Raw genomic sequence first — 14,730 nt, forward strand, 5'->3', positions numbered from 1 at the left:
CTGGAATTTTCTTTGCAAATAAAAAATGATTAATATATATATGTTCCTTAAACCGAGTTTGTAGGTTCTTTATTGTTTGCAATTTATGTCCTATAAGGAGTAAGCTAATCGTTAAACTTTCCTATAAAAAAGAGTAACACCGCATATTTTCGAATAAAATTCTTAAATTTGCATTTTTATCCAATAATAAAAAAAACAATGAAGGATATAATTGCATAAAAGTAGTATTAGTTGAGAAGAAAACTAATTAATGATATCAAAATATATAGAATAAGGTATGACAGAGCAAGAGCTACAACAATATATCCGCCAACGCTATCCTGAAGAAAATGCAAGATGCGAATGGAAGGAAATGAAAAATCTGAAGAACTCCTTCAATGGCAAGGAAGGCAATGATGTACTTTCCTACGTGTCGGCTATTGCCAACATGGAGGGAGGTGAACTTGTGATTGGTGTCAAAGACCAGACCTTGGATATCGTTGGCACGGATTTGTCAGCATTGACTTTCAATGGTTTTGCTGCAACCCCATTGACTGCGACGTTCAAGTTGGTGGAGCAATGTGTGAACCTTTCTTCTGAAGGCCTTTGTGTTGAGGAATTCATAACCGAGGATACCCAAAAAACAGTTTGGATTATTCATATCCCCAAGCATCAGCCACGCCGCCCTGTCTATGCTCATAGGAAGGCATGGCAACGTATTGCCGATTCGCTGGTAGAGATGACGCAGGAGCGTATGCAAAGAATACTTTCAGAACCAAGTGCTGTCTTTGGCGATTGGACTGCTAATATTATAGAAGATGCCACCATCGATGACCTCGACCCTGATGCGATTCGTATGGCAAGAGAAAAATATACGGAAAGGCATGAGATAAGAGCTAAGGAAATCGAGAGCTGGGATGATGCAACCTTCTTGAACAAGGCAAAGATTACAAGAGCCGGAAAGATAACCAATGCAGCTATCATACTTTTGGGTAGAGAGGAATCTGAACATTTCTTGTCGCCAGCCGTATGTGTCATTCGTTGGAAACTGCTTGCAAAAGATGATAAGAATAAAGATTTTCGTAATTTCCATATCCCAATGATTAAGGCTGTGGATGAGATAACAAAGGAATACATAAGAAATACAAACTACATATATACCATCAGCGGAAACATGTTCCCAGAGAATATGAAACGCTATGACATGTTTACACTTAGAGAGCCAATTAATAACGCTATCGGTCATCAGGATTATGGTATGAGCACTCGTATTGAACTTTTGGAATATGAAGATGAGAAACTGGTGGTACAGAATTATGGTCAGTTTATACCCGATTCGGTAGAAGATGTGGTTGAACGCGACTGTCCAGATTCAAGATACCGAAATCCGTTCTTGATGGAGGCGATGTGTAATGTAGGAATGGCTGATACGGAAGGAGGTGGAATTAAGAAACTCTTCGTCGAACAGAAGAAGAGATTTTTCCCAATGCCTATATATACGCTTTCCGACCAAAAGGTAAGGTGTGAAATACAAGGAAAAGTCTTGGATGAGAATTTCGCTCGTATTCTTGTGAATAATCCAGAATTGTCTCTTCCAGAAATTATTCTCTTGGATAAGGTACAGAAGAAAAAATATGCAGATTTGACAAATGATGCTATAGCTCTTCTCAGACAAAAAGGATTTGTTGAAGGTAGAAAGACCAATTTATATTTGTCGTATAAAGTAGTGGAATCTTCCAAACATATAGGTTTGAAGGCTTCATATATAAAGAATAAAAGTTTTGATGATTCGTATTATAAGAAATTGATTATTGATTACTTGGAAAAGTTTAAGTCTGCATCAAGAAAAGAAATCGAAGAACTTCTTATGGATAAATTGCCAGAGGTCTTGGATGAAATTCAAAAGTATAATAAAGTGACTAACTTGTTGGCTTCCTTAAGGAAGGAAGGGAAAATCCATGTGGAGAGACGTATTTGGTTCTTGTGCAAGTAGAGTTGTAGGCTTTTAGATTTACAAGAAAACTGCAAGTTTTACAAGAAAATTTTTGTAAAGTGTTGATAGTCAGATAGAAATGCTTTTTTAGATTTACAAGAAAACTGCAAGATTTACAAGAAATTTACAAGAACATGGACATATAAAGATATATTGTAGATTACTGGTTGGGGAAGATGAGCGCAGAGAGATCTGTGCTTGTCATCTACGATCCTGACTGGCTGCCTCTTTTGTATAAAAAAACAAAAAGCCTTGCAAGTGTTGAACCTGCAAGGCTTTTGCGCTTCAAGATGGGCTTGAACCAACGACCCCCTGATTAACAGTCAGGTGCTCTAACCAACTCAGCTATTGAAGCATTTTAGCTTATGAAAGAAGAAGAGTATAAGAGTTGTTTGATACTCTATTTGCGCTTCAAGATGGGCTTGAACCAACGACCCCCTGATTAACAGTCAGGTGCTCTAACCAACTGAGCTATTGAAGCATTTTAGCTTATGAAAGAAGAAGAGTATAAGAGTTGCTTGATACTCTATTTGCGCTTCAAGATGGGCTTGAACCAACGACCCCCTGATTAACAGTCAGGTGCTCTAACCAACTGAGCTATTGAAGCATTTTGCATCTATAAGAACATGATGTTCCTTATTTGCGACTGCAAAAGTACTAACTTTTCGTGATTCTACCAAATTTTTTGCCGGTTTTTTTTGAGTTTTTCTTCAAAAAGTGCATTTTTTCTTGTTTATAGGCATATTTTAAGACAGAAAATGGCAGTTTTCACAAAGAAATGAGTAATTTTGTAGGCAAATAAACATATTAATAAAAAGATAAGCATGAATAAAATATGGATCTCAATGCTGGCTCTGCTTTTGGCATTGCCAACTTTTGCACAGAAAGATAAAGACCATGATTTCAAAGTGGCTAAAAACATGGATGTTTTCAATGCCATCTATAAAAACTTGGATATGATGTATGTCGATACACTCAATGCGGATGAGGTTATCGGCTATGGTATCAAGGCTATGCTCGGTAGTCTTGATCCTTATACTACCTATTATCCAGAGTCAGATCAGAAAGAGTTGAAACGCATGCTTACCGGTAAGTATGCCGGTGTGGGTGCACTGATTCGATATAACAACCAGTTGCAGACTGTGGTTATCGACGAACCTTATGAGAATATGCCTGCTGCGGAGGCTGGTCTCAAGAAGGGTGATGTCATCCTTTCCATTGCTGATACTTCCATGGTTGGCAAGGAAGTGTCATACGTCAGTGACCACCTCCGTGGTGAACCTGGTACGTCCTTTATCATCAAAATCAAAAGACCGAGCACGGGCAAGGAGATGAAAATGAAGGTTACACGCCGAACCATTCAGATGCCATATCTTCCTTATTATGGTATGTTGCAGAATCAGGTAGGCTATATCAACTATAATAGTTTTACAGAAAATTCTGCAAGAGATGTACGTCGTGCTTTTATCGACTTGAGAAAACAGGGCGCTAAAAGTTTGGTTCTCGACCTGAGAGATAACGGAGGCGGTTCTGTGCAGGAAGCTATCAGTATCGTCAATATGTTCTTGCCTAAAAACAAGCTGATACTGCAGATGAAGGGAAAGTTGAAACGTTCCAACAATGAGTATAAGACTTCCGTGGAACCGATTGATACGGTGATGCCTATCGCTGTGCTCGTCAATGAAAACACGGCAAGTGCCAGTGAGATAACAAGTGGTAGTCTGCAGGACTATGATAGAGCTATTATATTAGGTACGCGCACGTATGGAAAAGGTTTGGTTCAGGCAACCATGGATTTGCCTTACAACGGACAGATGAAACTGACCACTGCCAAGTATTATATTCCAAGCGGAAGATGTGTGCAGGCTTTGAACTATAAACATTCGAGGGGTGGATATGTGGAGCATGTGCCAGATTCATTGACCAAGGTCTTCTATACCGTGGGCGGTAGAGAAGTGCGTGACGGTGGCGGTATCAAACCAGATGTAGAGGTAAAGCCAGATTCTCTTCCAAATATTGCCTTCTATTTAGCAGGAGCTCGTGACAGTAATGAGGTGATGCTTAATTATGAGGTAGATTACATTGCCAAGCATCCAACGATTGCATCACCAGAGGAATTTGCTTTGACGGATGCAGACTATGAGGAATTCAAGGCAAGAGTGCTGAAGGCAAACTTTAAGTATGACCGTGAAACGGAGAAATACTTGAAGGATTTGGAGAAACTTGCTAAGTTTGAAGGATATTATGAGGATGCCAAACCGGAGTTTGAGGCATTGAAGAAAAAACTGAGTCATAATGTGGCAAAGGATCTGGATTATAATAAGGCTACTATCAAGCGATTGCTGGAAAACGCGATCGTGGCAGCTTACTATTATCAGGCAGGTGCCATCCGCAATTCCCTGAGATATGACAAGGTGGTAAAGGAAGCGTCCCGCCTCTTGAATTCTCCGGAAGAATATGCCAAGATTTTGCATCCTAAGAAAAAATAAAGTGCATACGATACCTGCCTATATCAGAAGGAAATAAGTATGATTTTAGCTGAAATCCATGCACAATCCATTAAAAATGCGCATGTTAGGAATAAAAAGTTCCATTTTTTTTGGATAATATCGAAATTATTCGTAATTTTGCAAACGTTCAGTGGAATGAGGGGCTCGCAAAGAGTTCCTCATTTTATTTTAATAAGGTATATATGATTGACAAAAACGTCGTAAAAACATTAGTGGATGAGTGGCTCCAAGATAAGGAATATTTCTTGGTAGGCATCGAAATTAGTCAAGACAACAAGATTGTCGTGGAAATCGACCACGCCGATGGCGTGTGGATTGAGGATTGCGTGGAACTCAGTAGATATATTGAGGACCATTTGAATCGTGATGAGGAAGACTTTGAACTGGAGGTGGGTTCTGCAGGATTGGGACAGCCATTCAAGGTGCCTCAGCAGTACATCAACTTTGTTGGCAAAGAAGTCGAGGTGCTTGATGCCGATGGCAAAAAAGTAAAGGGCATCCTCAAGGCTGTCGATGGCAATGATTTTACAGTAGGTGTTGAAGAAAAGGTAAAAGTGGAAGGCAAGAAGCGTCCGGTAAAACAGGAAGTAGATTATGCTTTCCAGATGGATAAGGTAAAATATACAAAATACGTAATAAGTTTCAAATAAACTATGGCTAAGAAAGAGCAAGAATTAACTGCGAGTATGATTGATACATTTCGCGAGTTCAAAGAAACCAAGAATATCGACCGTACAACTTTGGTGAGCGTGTTGGAGGAAAGTTTCCGCAATGTGCTTGCTAAGATTTTTGGTAGTGATGAAAACTTCGATGTGATTGTCAATCCTGATAAGGGTGACTTTGAGATTTACCGCAATCGTGTCGTTGTAGCTGATGGCGAGGTGGAAGATGAAAATAAGGAAATCGCTTTGACTGAGGCTCGTAAGATCCAGGCTGACTATGAGGTAGGCGAGGATGTGAGCGAGAACGTGGATTTCAATAAGTTTGGTCGTCGTGCCATCTTGACTCTTCGTCAGACCTTGGCTTCTAAGATTTTGGAACTTGAGCATGATTCTCTTTATAATAAGTATAAGGATCGTGTGGGTCAGATTATTTCCGGTGAGGTTTACCAGATCTGGAAGCGTGAAATCCTGATTGTTGACGACGAGAACAATGAGTTGATTTTGCCAAAGGCAGAGCAGATTCCTGCTGACCAGTATCGCAAGGGTGAAACCGTGCGTGCCGTGATCTTGCGCGTGGATAATGAGAACAATAATCCTAAGATTATCTTGAGCCGTACTGCACCTATCTTCTTGCAGCGCCTGTTGGAGGCTGAGGTTCCTGAAATTGCAGAGGGACTGATTGCTATCCGTCGCATAGCCCGTATGCCAGGTGAGCGTGCCAAGATTGCTGTGGAGACTTTCGACGAGCGTATCGACCCTGTAGGAGCCTGCGTGGGTGTGAAGGGTAGCCGTGTACATGGTATCGTACGTGAGTTGTGTAATGAAAACTTAGACGTAATCAACTATAGCAGCAACGTGAAGTTGTTCATTCAGCGTGCTTTGGCACCTGCAAGAATTTCTTCAGTTAATATAGATGATGAAAACAAGAAGGCTGAGGTGTTCTTGCAGCCAGAAGAGGTGAGCAAGGCTATCGGTCGCAGTGGTATGAACATCAAGTTGGCTTCTATGTTGACTGAATATACCATTGATGTGTTCCGTGAGATTGACGAAAGTCAGGCTGACGAGGATATTTATCTGGATGAATTCTCTGATGAAATCGACCAGTGGGTTATCGACGCCATCAAGGGCATCGGACTTGATACAGCGAAGCAAGTGCTCAATGCACCTCGCGATATGCTCGTAGAAAAGGCCGACTTGGAGGAAGAGACTGTTGATAACGTATTGAAGGTTTTACGAGCAGAGTTTGAACAGTAATTCTCTAAAAATCGCATTACAAATAAGAGACAAAAGAAAAGGAGTATAAATAATAAATATGAGCATCAGATTAAACAAAGCACTACGTGAATTAAATATAGGACTTCAGACGGCAGTTGAATTCCTATCTAAGAGAAGTGACCTGGGAGAGGTCGAGGCAGAACCAAGCTTCAAGCTTAGCGATCAGCAATATAAGGCTCTGACCGATGCCTTCAGTCAGGACAAGAAGGTCCGTGACCAGGCGGAAAAGCTTTTCACCAAGAAAACAAAAGATAAGAAACGTGTTCCAGAGCAGAAGGAAGACCGTGAGGAGAATGCCGAGGTGTCTAATGGTAAACAACAGTTTAAACCATTGGGCAAGATAGACTTGGATAGCATCGGAAAACCTACTGCTAAGTCTGCTGCTCCTGAGAATCGTAAGGCGTCTGGAAAGGAGTCTGCTGCCGTCAGCTCTGCGCCTGTTACTAATGCTTCTAAGGCTGAAGTAAAAGCAAGTCATGAACATCAGAAAGGTAATGCTGGCGGACAGATGTCTCACCAGCATAAGCAGAATGGTGAGAGAAATAATGGCCAACAGAAGCAAAATAATCATAAGTCAATGCAAAATCAGGCTAACAACAATCAGCCACAACAAGGCGAGAAGCCAGCTGAAACGAATGCTTCTGGAAGCGTGTTCACCCTCAAGAGTGAGAAGAAATTCTCTGCCAATGAACCTAAGGTGTTGGGTAAGATCGATTTGTCTTCCTTGAATCAGAGTACTCGTCCTAAGAAGAAGAGTAAGGAGGAACGCCGCAAGGAACGTGAGGAAAAACTTGCACAGCAGCACAGTGAGAGAAAGAAACGCGTGCGTATCAACAAGGAACGTGTTGATATCAACGCTGAGGCTAACCAGGGTAATAATGGGGGCAACAAGAATAATGGTGGCAACCAGAACAACCAGAATGGTGGCAACAAGAAGAAAAAGAATAAGAACAGAAATAATAACAAGGGCGGCAATCAGAACAACCAGCGTCAGATTGAGGTTGACGACGAGGCTGTTGCACGCCAGGTAAAGGAGACTCTTGCTCGTTTGACCAGCAAGAGCCAGAACAAGAAGGGCGCTAAATACCGTAAGGAGAAGCGTGAGGCTGTTCAGGAGAAATTGCAAGATCAGGCTCGTCAGGAGCAGAAGGAAAGTAAGATCCTGAAGCTTACTGAATTCGTTACCGTTAGCGAGTTGGCTACGATGATGGACATCAGCGTTACTCAGGTTATCTCTACCTTGATGGGTGTTGGTATCATGGTATCTATCAACCAGCGTCTGGATGCAGAGACCATCAACATGGTGGCTGAGGAGTTCGGATTCAAGACCGAATATGTCAGCGCTGAGGTTCAGGAGGCTGTGAGCGAGGAAGAGGATGATGAGAACGACTTGGTTCCACGTGCTCCAATCGTAACTGTGATGGGTCACGTTGACCATGGTAAGACATCTTTGCTCGACTATATCCGCAATACCAATGTGATTGCTGGTGAGGCGGGTGGTATTACCCAGCACATCGGTGCCTACAGTGTGACCCTGAAAAGCGGTCGCAAGGTAACCTTCCTGGATACTCCTGGTCATGAGGCGTTTACCGCCATGCGTGCCCGTGGTGCTCAGGCTACCGATATCGCCATCATCATCATCGCTGCCGATGACTCTGTGATGCCTACTACCAAGGAGGCTATCGCTCATGCTCAGGCTGCTGGTGTGCCAATGGTATTTGCTATCAACAAGATTGATAAGCCAGGTGCTAACCCAGACCGTATCCGCGAGGACTTGGCTAACATGAACCTGCTTGTTGAGGAATGGGGCGGTAAGTATCAGTGCCAGGAAATCAGTGCCAAGAAGGGTATTGGTGTTCACGATCTGCTCGACAAGGTGCTCCTTGAGGCTGATATGCTCGACTTGAAGGCTAACCCTAACCGTCGTGCTTCAGGTACCATCATCGAGTCTTCTCTCGACAAGGGTCGTGGATATGTTTCTACCGTATTGGTAGCCAATGGTACCTTGAAGGTTGGCGACATCGTACTCGCCGGTACTTCTTGGGGTCGTGTAAAGGCAATGTTCAATGAGCGTAATGCCAATATCAAGTCTGCAGCTCCTGCAGAGCCAGCTATCATCCTCGGTTTGAACGGTGCGCCTACAGCAGGTGACCAGTTCCACGTAATCGAGACAGAACAGGAGGCTCGCGAAATTGCCAACAAGCGTGAGCAGTTGCAGCGTGAACAGGGCTTGCGTACTCAGAAGCGCTTGACCTTGGGTGATATTTCTCACCGTATCGCACGTGGTGAGTTCCACGAGTTGAACGTCATCGTGAAGGGTGATACCGACGGTTCTGTTGAGGCATTGAGCGACTCATTCATCAAGCTTTCTACCGAGAAGGTTCAGGTGAACGTTGTCAACAAGGCTGTGGGTCAGATTTCTGAGAACGACGTGATGCTGGCATCTGCTTCAGATGCTGTCATCGTTGGTTTCCAGGTTCGTCCATCTGCTGATGCACGTAAGGCTGCTGACCGTGAGGGTGTTGAAATCAATACTTACTCTATCATCTACGATGCTATCGACGATATCAAGAGTGCGATGGTTGGTATGCTCGACAAGGTGAAGAAGGAAATCGTTACCGGTCAGGTAGAGGTGAAGCAGACCTTCAAGATTTCCAAGGTGGGTACTATTGCCGGTGGTCTCGTTACCGAGGGTAAGGTACACGCTAAGGATAAGGCTCGCGTTATCCGTGACGGTATCGTAATCCGTACTGCAGAAATCGGTGCCTTGAAGCGTTACAAGGATGATGTCAAGGAGGTTGTTACCGGTATGGAATGCGGTTTGAGCCTTGTCAACTACAACGATATCCAGGAAGGCGACGTTATCGAGACCTTCACAGAAATCGAGGTAGAGCAGAAACTTTAATCAAGTGAAGAGTGAAGAATGATGAACGAAAAGTGAAGATTTCATTTGTCTTTTCGCTCTATCCTATATATAATAAGGTAGGGATGAGTCCTTGGTGGCTTATCCCTATTTAGGGTTTAAATAACGAAAGGTTATTCTAAATAAAATGGCAGAGAAAGAACAAGAAAAGAATCAGTTTGTCAAGCAGGTGGCTGAGCAGAAATATGAATTCGGCTTTACCACTGATGTGCATACTGAAATCATAGAGAAAGGACTCAACGAGGATGTTGTGCGCCTCATCTCACAGAAGAAGGGAGAGCCAGATTGGATGCTCGAATTTCGTCTGAAAGCCTACCATTACTGGAAGACGCTCAAGGAGCCAAAGTGGGGACACGTACACGTGCCACCTGTTGACTACCAGGAGATTTCATATTATGCAGACCCTTTGGCTAAGAAGCCAAAGAACAAGGAGATTGATCCTGAGTTGGAGAAGACATTCGATAAACTCGGTATTCCTCTGGAGGAGCGCTTGGCTTTGAGCGGTACCGCTGTGGATGCCATTATGGACTCTGTATCGGTGAAGACTACCTTCAAGGAGAAACTTCGTGAGAAAGGAGTCATCTTCTGCAGTATTGGTGAGGCAGTAAAGGAACATCCTGATTTGGTAAAAGAGTATTTAGGAACCGTTGTTCCTTATCGTGATAACTTCTATGCAGCCTTGAACAGTTGTGTATTCAGTGATGGCTCATTCGTCTATATTCCTAAGGGCGTCCGCTGTCCGATGGAGTTGAGCAGTTACTTCCGCATCAATGCCCGTAACACCGGTCAGTTCGAGCGTACATTGATCATCGCCGATGATGATGCATACGTTTCTTACTTAGAGGGATGTACAGCGCCAATGCGTGATGAGAACCAGCTCCATGCTGCTATCGTAGAGATTATTGTCAAGGATAATGCTGAGGTGAAGTACTCTACCGTTCAGAACTGGTATCCTGGTGATGAACATGGTAAGGGTGGTGTGCTGAACCTGGTAACCAAGCGAGGCGACTTGCGTGGTGTCAACTCTAAGTTGAGCTGGACTCAGGTAGAGACGGGTTCTGCGATTACCTGGAAGTATCCTTCCTGTATCTTGCGTGGCGATAACTCTGTAGCTGAGTTCTACAGTGTGGCTGTTACCAACAACTATCAGGAGGCTGATACAGGTACCAAGATGATTCACATGGGTAAGAACACCAAGAGTACCATCATCTCGAAGGGTATTTCGGCTGGTCATAGTCAGAACTCCTATCGTGGTCTGGTTCGTGCTACATCCAATGCCGACAATGCCCGCAACTACAGTTCCTGTGACTCCTTGTTGCTGGGTAGCGATTGTGGAGCGCATACCTTCCCATATATGGATGCCCATAACGACACAGCCGTGTTCGAGCATGAGGCAACTACCTCGAAGATTTCAGAAGACCAGCTCTTCTATTGTAATCAGCGAGGCATTCCTACCGAGGAGGCTGTCGGCTTGATCGTAAACGGTTATGCCAAGGATGTGCTCAACAAGTTGCCTATGGAGTTTGCCGTAGAGGCACAGAAACTCCTGAGTGTTTCACTCGAAGGCACCGTTGGCTAAGAATAATAAGAAAGAGAGGTGGTTATGAAAAGAATGTTGTTGATGTTATTGTTAGTTGATAGCTTGAACTTAACGGCTCAAGACCTTTTCAATCATCAAAAAAATGGCTTGACGGCACAGCAAGATTCCATCGTTGCATCTTTTGTTGCGAAATGCAAGCAAGAGCAAAATGTGTATCTTCGTTGTGGTCGATATTGTCATGTTGATGAGTCTGACCCTACATTGACCAAGTCCATTATGCAGACATCGAGTTATGTTCCGCAGATGAAGGGTAAGGTCATACGACCAGGTGAGTGCTCATTTTGGGTACTAGACCCTCCTTCGTTGTTTGTGCAATGGGGCTGGGAGAAGTCACCATCTTTCTTTGAAGAGTTATGTTCCAATATTTTGAACGCATTTTTTAAGTAATAATATGTTAGAGGTAAAGAATCTGCATGCTACTATTGCAGGCAAAGAAATATTGAAAGGTATCAACCTGACTATCAACGATGGTGAGATACATGCTATTATGGGACCTAACGGTTCCGGTAAGTCAACCTTGAGCGCTGTGCTTACAGGTAACCCTCTCTATACTGTAACCGAGGGCGAGGCTATCTTCAACGGCAAGAACCTTCTGGATATGAAGCCAGAGGACCGTGCCCGTGAAGGCTTGTTCCTCTCTTTCCAGTATCCAGTGGAGATTCCTGGTGTATCCATGACCAACTTCATGCGTGCGGCTATCAATGCCAAGCGTGAGTATCAGGGTTTGGAACCATTGAACACCAGTGAATTCATGAAGTTGATGCGCGAGAAGCGTGCGTTGGTGGAATTGGACAGCAAGTTGGCTCGCCGTTCTGTAAACGAAGGTTTCTCGGGTGGTGAGAAGAAGCGCAACGAGATTTTCCAGATGGCGATGTTGGAGCCAAAGCTTTCTATTCTCGATGAAACCGACTCAGGTCTTGACGTGGATGCGATGCGTATCGTGGCAGACGGTGTGAACAAGATGCATACCGATCAGACTTCTGCCATCGTCATTACTCACTATGAGCGTTTGCTCGATATGATTAAGCCAAGTGTGGTTCACGTTCTTTATAAAGGTAGAATTGTGAAAACTGCAGGTCCTGAACTTGCCAAGGAGATTGAGACTCGTGGTTATGACTGGATTAAGGCTGAGGTAGATGAGAAATAATGAGGAGGATGGCTATGCTTTCAGAAAAACAATATTTAGATTTGTATCAGTCTTCTTCGAGAATGATCAAGAGGAACAGTGCTGAGGTTCTCAACGCAGTTCGTGATGCTGCATTCGAGGACTTCCGTCGCTTGGGCTTCCCTTCCCGTAAGGTAGAAAGATACAAATATACCGATATGAGCGCCATCTTCGAGCCAGACTATGGTTTGAATTTGAATCGCTTGGAAATTCCAGTAGATCCATACCAGGCTTTCCGTTGCGATGTTCCTAATCTGAGTACTTCACTTTACTTCGTAGTGAACGATGCTTTCTATAATAAAGCTCTTCCAAAAGTGGAGTTGCCAGAGGGTGTTATCGTGGATTCTTTGTGCAAGGTTGCTACAGAAAATCCCGAATTCATCGCAAAATACTATGCTAAGATTGCAAAAACAGATGAAGATGGTATCACTGCATTGAACACATTCCTGGCACAGGATGGCTTGCTCATCTATATTCCAAAGAATGTAAAACTGGATCGTACCATACAGGTTATCAATATCCTTCGTTCGGATGTTGACCTGATGGTAAACCGTCGCGTTCTCATTGTCTTGGAGCAGGGAGCTGAGGCAAAGTTCCTCTTCTGTGACCATGCTGCTGACGATAAGAACTTCCTCGCTACTCAGGTCATTGAGGCATACGTAGGTGAGAATGCCAGTCTCGATCTCTATTGTCTGGAGGAGACTCATTATAAGAACCGTCGTGTCAGCAATGTGTATATCGAGCAACAGGCCAATAGCCGTGTGAACCATAACGTGATTACACTTCATAATGGTATCACTCGCAACCGTCTCGATCTGGTGTTCAAGGGAGAAGGTGCTGAGTGTTTCTGCAATGGTTGCGTGATTGCTGATAAGAATCAGGTGGTTGATAATAATACACTTATTGATCATCAGGTGGGTCATTGCACCAGCAACGAACTTTATAAGTATGTGCTCGATGGAGAAGCACGTGGTGCTTTTGCCGGTAGAGTCTTGGTTCGTCATGGTGCCCAGAAGACTACTTCTCAGGAAACCAACCAGAATCTCTGTGCTACGAAGACTGCCCGTATGTTTACCCAGCCGATGCTGGAGATTTATGCCGATGATGTGAAGTGTGCGCATGGTAGCACGGTAGGTCAGTTGAACGATGCAGCCTTGTTCTACATGCAGCAGCGTGGTGTGAGCCGCGAGGAGGCTAAGTTGCTTCTTCAGTTTGCATTTATCAACGAAGTCATCGACAAGATGGAGCTGGAGCCATTGCGCGACCGCCTGCATCATCTCGTTGAGAAGCGATTCCGTGGCGAACTCAATAAGTGTGAGGGTTGCAAACTCTGTAAATAAATAATAAAGCGTTCCTCTGCTTGAGGAGCGCCTTTTTTTAACGATATAAAAGGTCTTAGGATTATGTATGATATAAATAAAGTACGTCAAGATTTCCCGATTTTATCGAGAACTGTATATGATAAACCGTTGGTGTATTTGGATAATGCGGCTACAACGCAGAAGCCATTGTGTGTACTTGATGCCATGCGCGATGAGTATCTTAATGTAAATGCCAACGTGCATCGTGGTGTACATTATCTTTCTCAGCAGGCTACCGATCTTCATGAGGCAGCTCGTGAGACCGTACGTAAGTTTATCAATGCCCCTAAGATCGAGGAAATTATCTTTACCCGTGGTACTACAGAAAGTTTAAATCTTGTGGTTTCATCGTTCTGTGATGAGTTTATGAGCGAGGGCGATGAGGTGATTATTTCTACAATGGAGCACCATTCCAATATCGTGCCTTGGCAGTTGCAGGCTGCTAAGAAGGGAATTGCCATCCGTGTTATTCCTATTAATGATAAAGGTGAGATTAACCTCGATGAATTCACTCATTTGTTCACCAATCGTACTAAAATCGTAAGTATTGCCCAAGTGAGCAACGTATTAGGTACGGTGAATCCAGTAAAGGAGATGATCAAGATCGCTCACGAGCATGATGTACCTGTCATAGTGGATGGTGCTCAGAGTACTCCTCACTTTGCTGTGGATGTGCAGGACTTGGATTGTGATTTCTTTGCTTTCAGCGGACATAAGATTTATGGACCAACAGGTATCGGTGTTCTTTATGGTAAGGAAGAATGGCTCGATAAGTTACCTCCATACCAAGGAGGAGGCGAAATGATTGAAAGTGTGAGCTTCGAGAAGACCACTTTTGAGAAGTTGCCTTTTAAGTTCGAGGCTGGAACTCCTGACTATGTGGCTACTCATGGTTTGGCAAAAGCCATCGATTATGTCTCAGCTCTCGGTATGGACAACATCGCCAAGCACGAGCAGGAGTTGACCCGCTACTGTATGGAACAGATGAAAACCATCGATGGAATCAGACTTTTTGGTGAGCAGGAAGGTAAAGATGCTGTTGTCAGCTTCTTGGTAGGAGATATTCATCACATGGATATGGGTACATTGCTCGACCGTTTGGGTATTGCTGTCAGAACTGGTCATCATTGTGCACAGCCTCTGATGGATCGTTATGGTATTTTAGGAACTGTCCGTGCAAGCTTCGCTTTGTATAATACGAAGGAAGAAGTAGATGCTTTGGTAGCTGGTGTGAAACGTGTTGCTATGATGTTTTAGCAAGA

10 protein-coding genes and 3 tRNA genes are annotated in these 14,730 nt (G+C 43.7%); 10 read left to right on the forward strand and 3 right to left on the reverse strand.

The window, feature by feature from the left end; all coding sequences use genetic code 11:
* The first annotated feature begins 277 nt into the window (after window positions 1-277).
* Complete coding sequence (locus DW917_RS03490; RefSeq protein WP_118116537.1) at window positions 278-1,972, forward strand: RNA-binding domain-containing protein; 1,695 nt, start codon at window positions 278-280, stop codon at window positions 1,970-1,972.
* Between the two features lie 281 nt (window positions 1,973-2,253).
* Here the strand turns inward: DW917_RS03490 and DW917_RS03495 are convergent.
* The 3 genes from DW917_RS03495 to DW917_RS03505 form a co-directional block, all read right to left on the reverse strand.
* Window positions 2,254-2,327, reverse strand: a tRNA-Asn gene (locus DW917_RS03495).
* 52 nt (window positions 2,328-2,379) lie between these two features.
* Window positions 2,380-2,453 (reverse strand) — tRNA-Asn (locus DW917_RS03500).
* A 52-nt stretch (window positions 2,454-2,505) separates the two neighbouring features.
* Window positions 2,506-2,579: transfer RNA gene (locus DW917_RS03505), tRNA-Asn, on the reverse strand.
* A gap of 217 nt (window positions 2,580-2,796) precedes the next feature.
* Between DW917_RS03505 and DW917_RS03510 the strand changes: the two genes are divergently transcribed.
* The 9 genes from DW917_RS03510 (at window position 2,797) to DW917_RS03550 (ending at window position 14,725) form a co-directional block, all read left to right on the forward strand.
* On the forward strand, window positions 2,797-4,461 hold the full coding sequence (locus DW917_RS03510; RefSeq protein ID WP_118116539.1) for a S41 family peptidase: 1,665 nt from the start codon (window positions 2,797-2,799) through the stop codon (window positions 4,459-4,461).
* A 203-nt stretch (window positions 4,462-4,664) separates the two neighbouring features.
* A complete protein-coding gene (gene rimP, locus DW917_RS03515) occupies window positions 4,665-5,132 on the forward strand; it encodes a ribosome assembly cofactor RimP (protein ID WP_118116541.1) in 468 nt (155 codons plus the stop codon).
* 3 nt (window positions 5,133-5,135) lie between these two features.
* Window positions 5,136-6,398 (forward strand): transcription termination factor NusA, encoded by a 1,263-nt coding sequence (gene nusA / locus DW917_RS03520; RefSeq protein WP_118116543.1) that lies wholly within the window; start codon window positions 5,136-5,138, stop codon window positions 6,396-6,398.
* Between the two features lie 58 nt (window positions 6,399-6,456).
* On the forward strand, window positions 6,457-9,324 hold the full coding sequence (infB, locus tag DW917_RS03525; RefSeq protein ID WP_118116545.1) for a translation initiation factor IF-2: 2,868 nt from the start codon (window positions 6,457-6,459) through the stop codon (window positions 9,322-9,324).
* A 145-nt stretch (window positions 9,325-9,469) separates the two neighbouring features.
* Window positions 9,470-10,921 (forward strand): Fe-S cluster assembly protein SufB, encoded by a 1,452-nt coding sequence (sufB, locus tag DW917_RS03530; protein ID WP_022111236.1) that lies wholly within the window; start codon window positions 9,470-9,472, stop codon window positions 10,919-10,921.
* 24 nt (window positions 10,922-10,945) lie between these two features.
* The gene (locus DW917_RS03535; protein ID WP_134842989.1) at window positions 10,946-11,329 is read left to right on the forward strand and encodes a hypothetical protein; all 384 of its coding nucleotides are present in this window, start codon (window positions 10,946-10,948) and stop codon (window positions 11,327-11,329) included.
* A gap of 4 nt (window positions 11,330-11,333) precedes the next feature.
* Window positions 11,334-12,089 carry a Fe-S cluster assembly ATPase SufC gene (gene sufC, locus DW917_RS03540; RefSeq protein ID WP_118116549.1) on the forward strand — a complete coding sequence of 252 codons (756 nt, stop codon included), beginning with the start codon at window positions 11,334-11,336 and terminating at the stop codon, window positions 12,087-12,089.
* A gap of 14 nt (window positions 12,090-12,103) precedes the next feature.
* A complete protein-coding gene (gene sufD, locus DW917_RS03545) occupies window positions 12,104-13,447 on the forward strand; it encodes a Fe-S cluster assembly protein SufD (RefSeq protein WP_118116605.1) in 1,344 nt (447 codons plus the stop codon).
* 63 nt (window positions 13,448-13,510) lie between these two features.
* Complete coding sequence (locus DW917_RS03550) at window positions 13,511-14,725, forward strand: aminotransferase class V-fold PLP-dependent enzyme (RefSeq protein ID WP_022111233.1); 1,215 nt, start codon at window positions 13,511-13,513, stop codon at window positions 14,723-14,725.
* Window positions 14,726-14,730: the final 5 nt, after the last annotated feature.

Origin of the sequence: Prevotella sp. AM42-24 (assembly GCF_003461825.1) — a bacterium.
GTDB lineage: Bacteria > Bacteroidota > Bacteroidia > Bacteroidales > Bacteroidaceae > Prevotella > Prevotella hominis.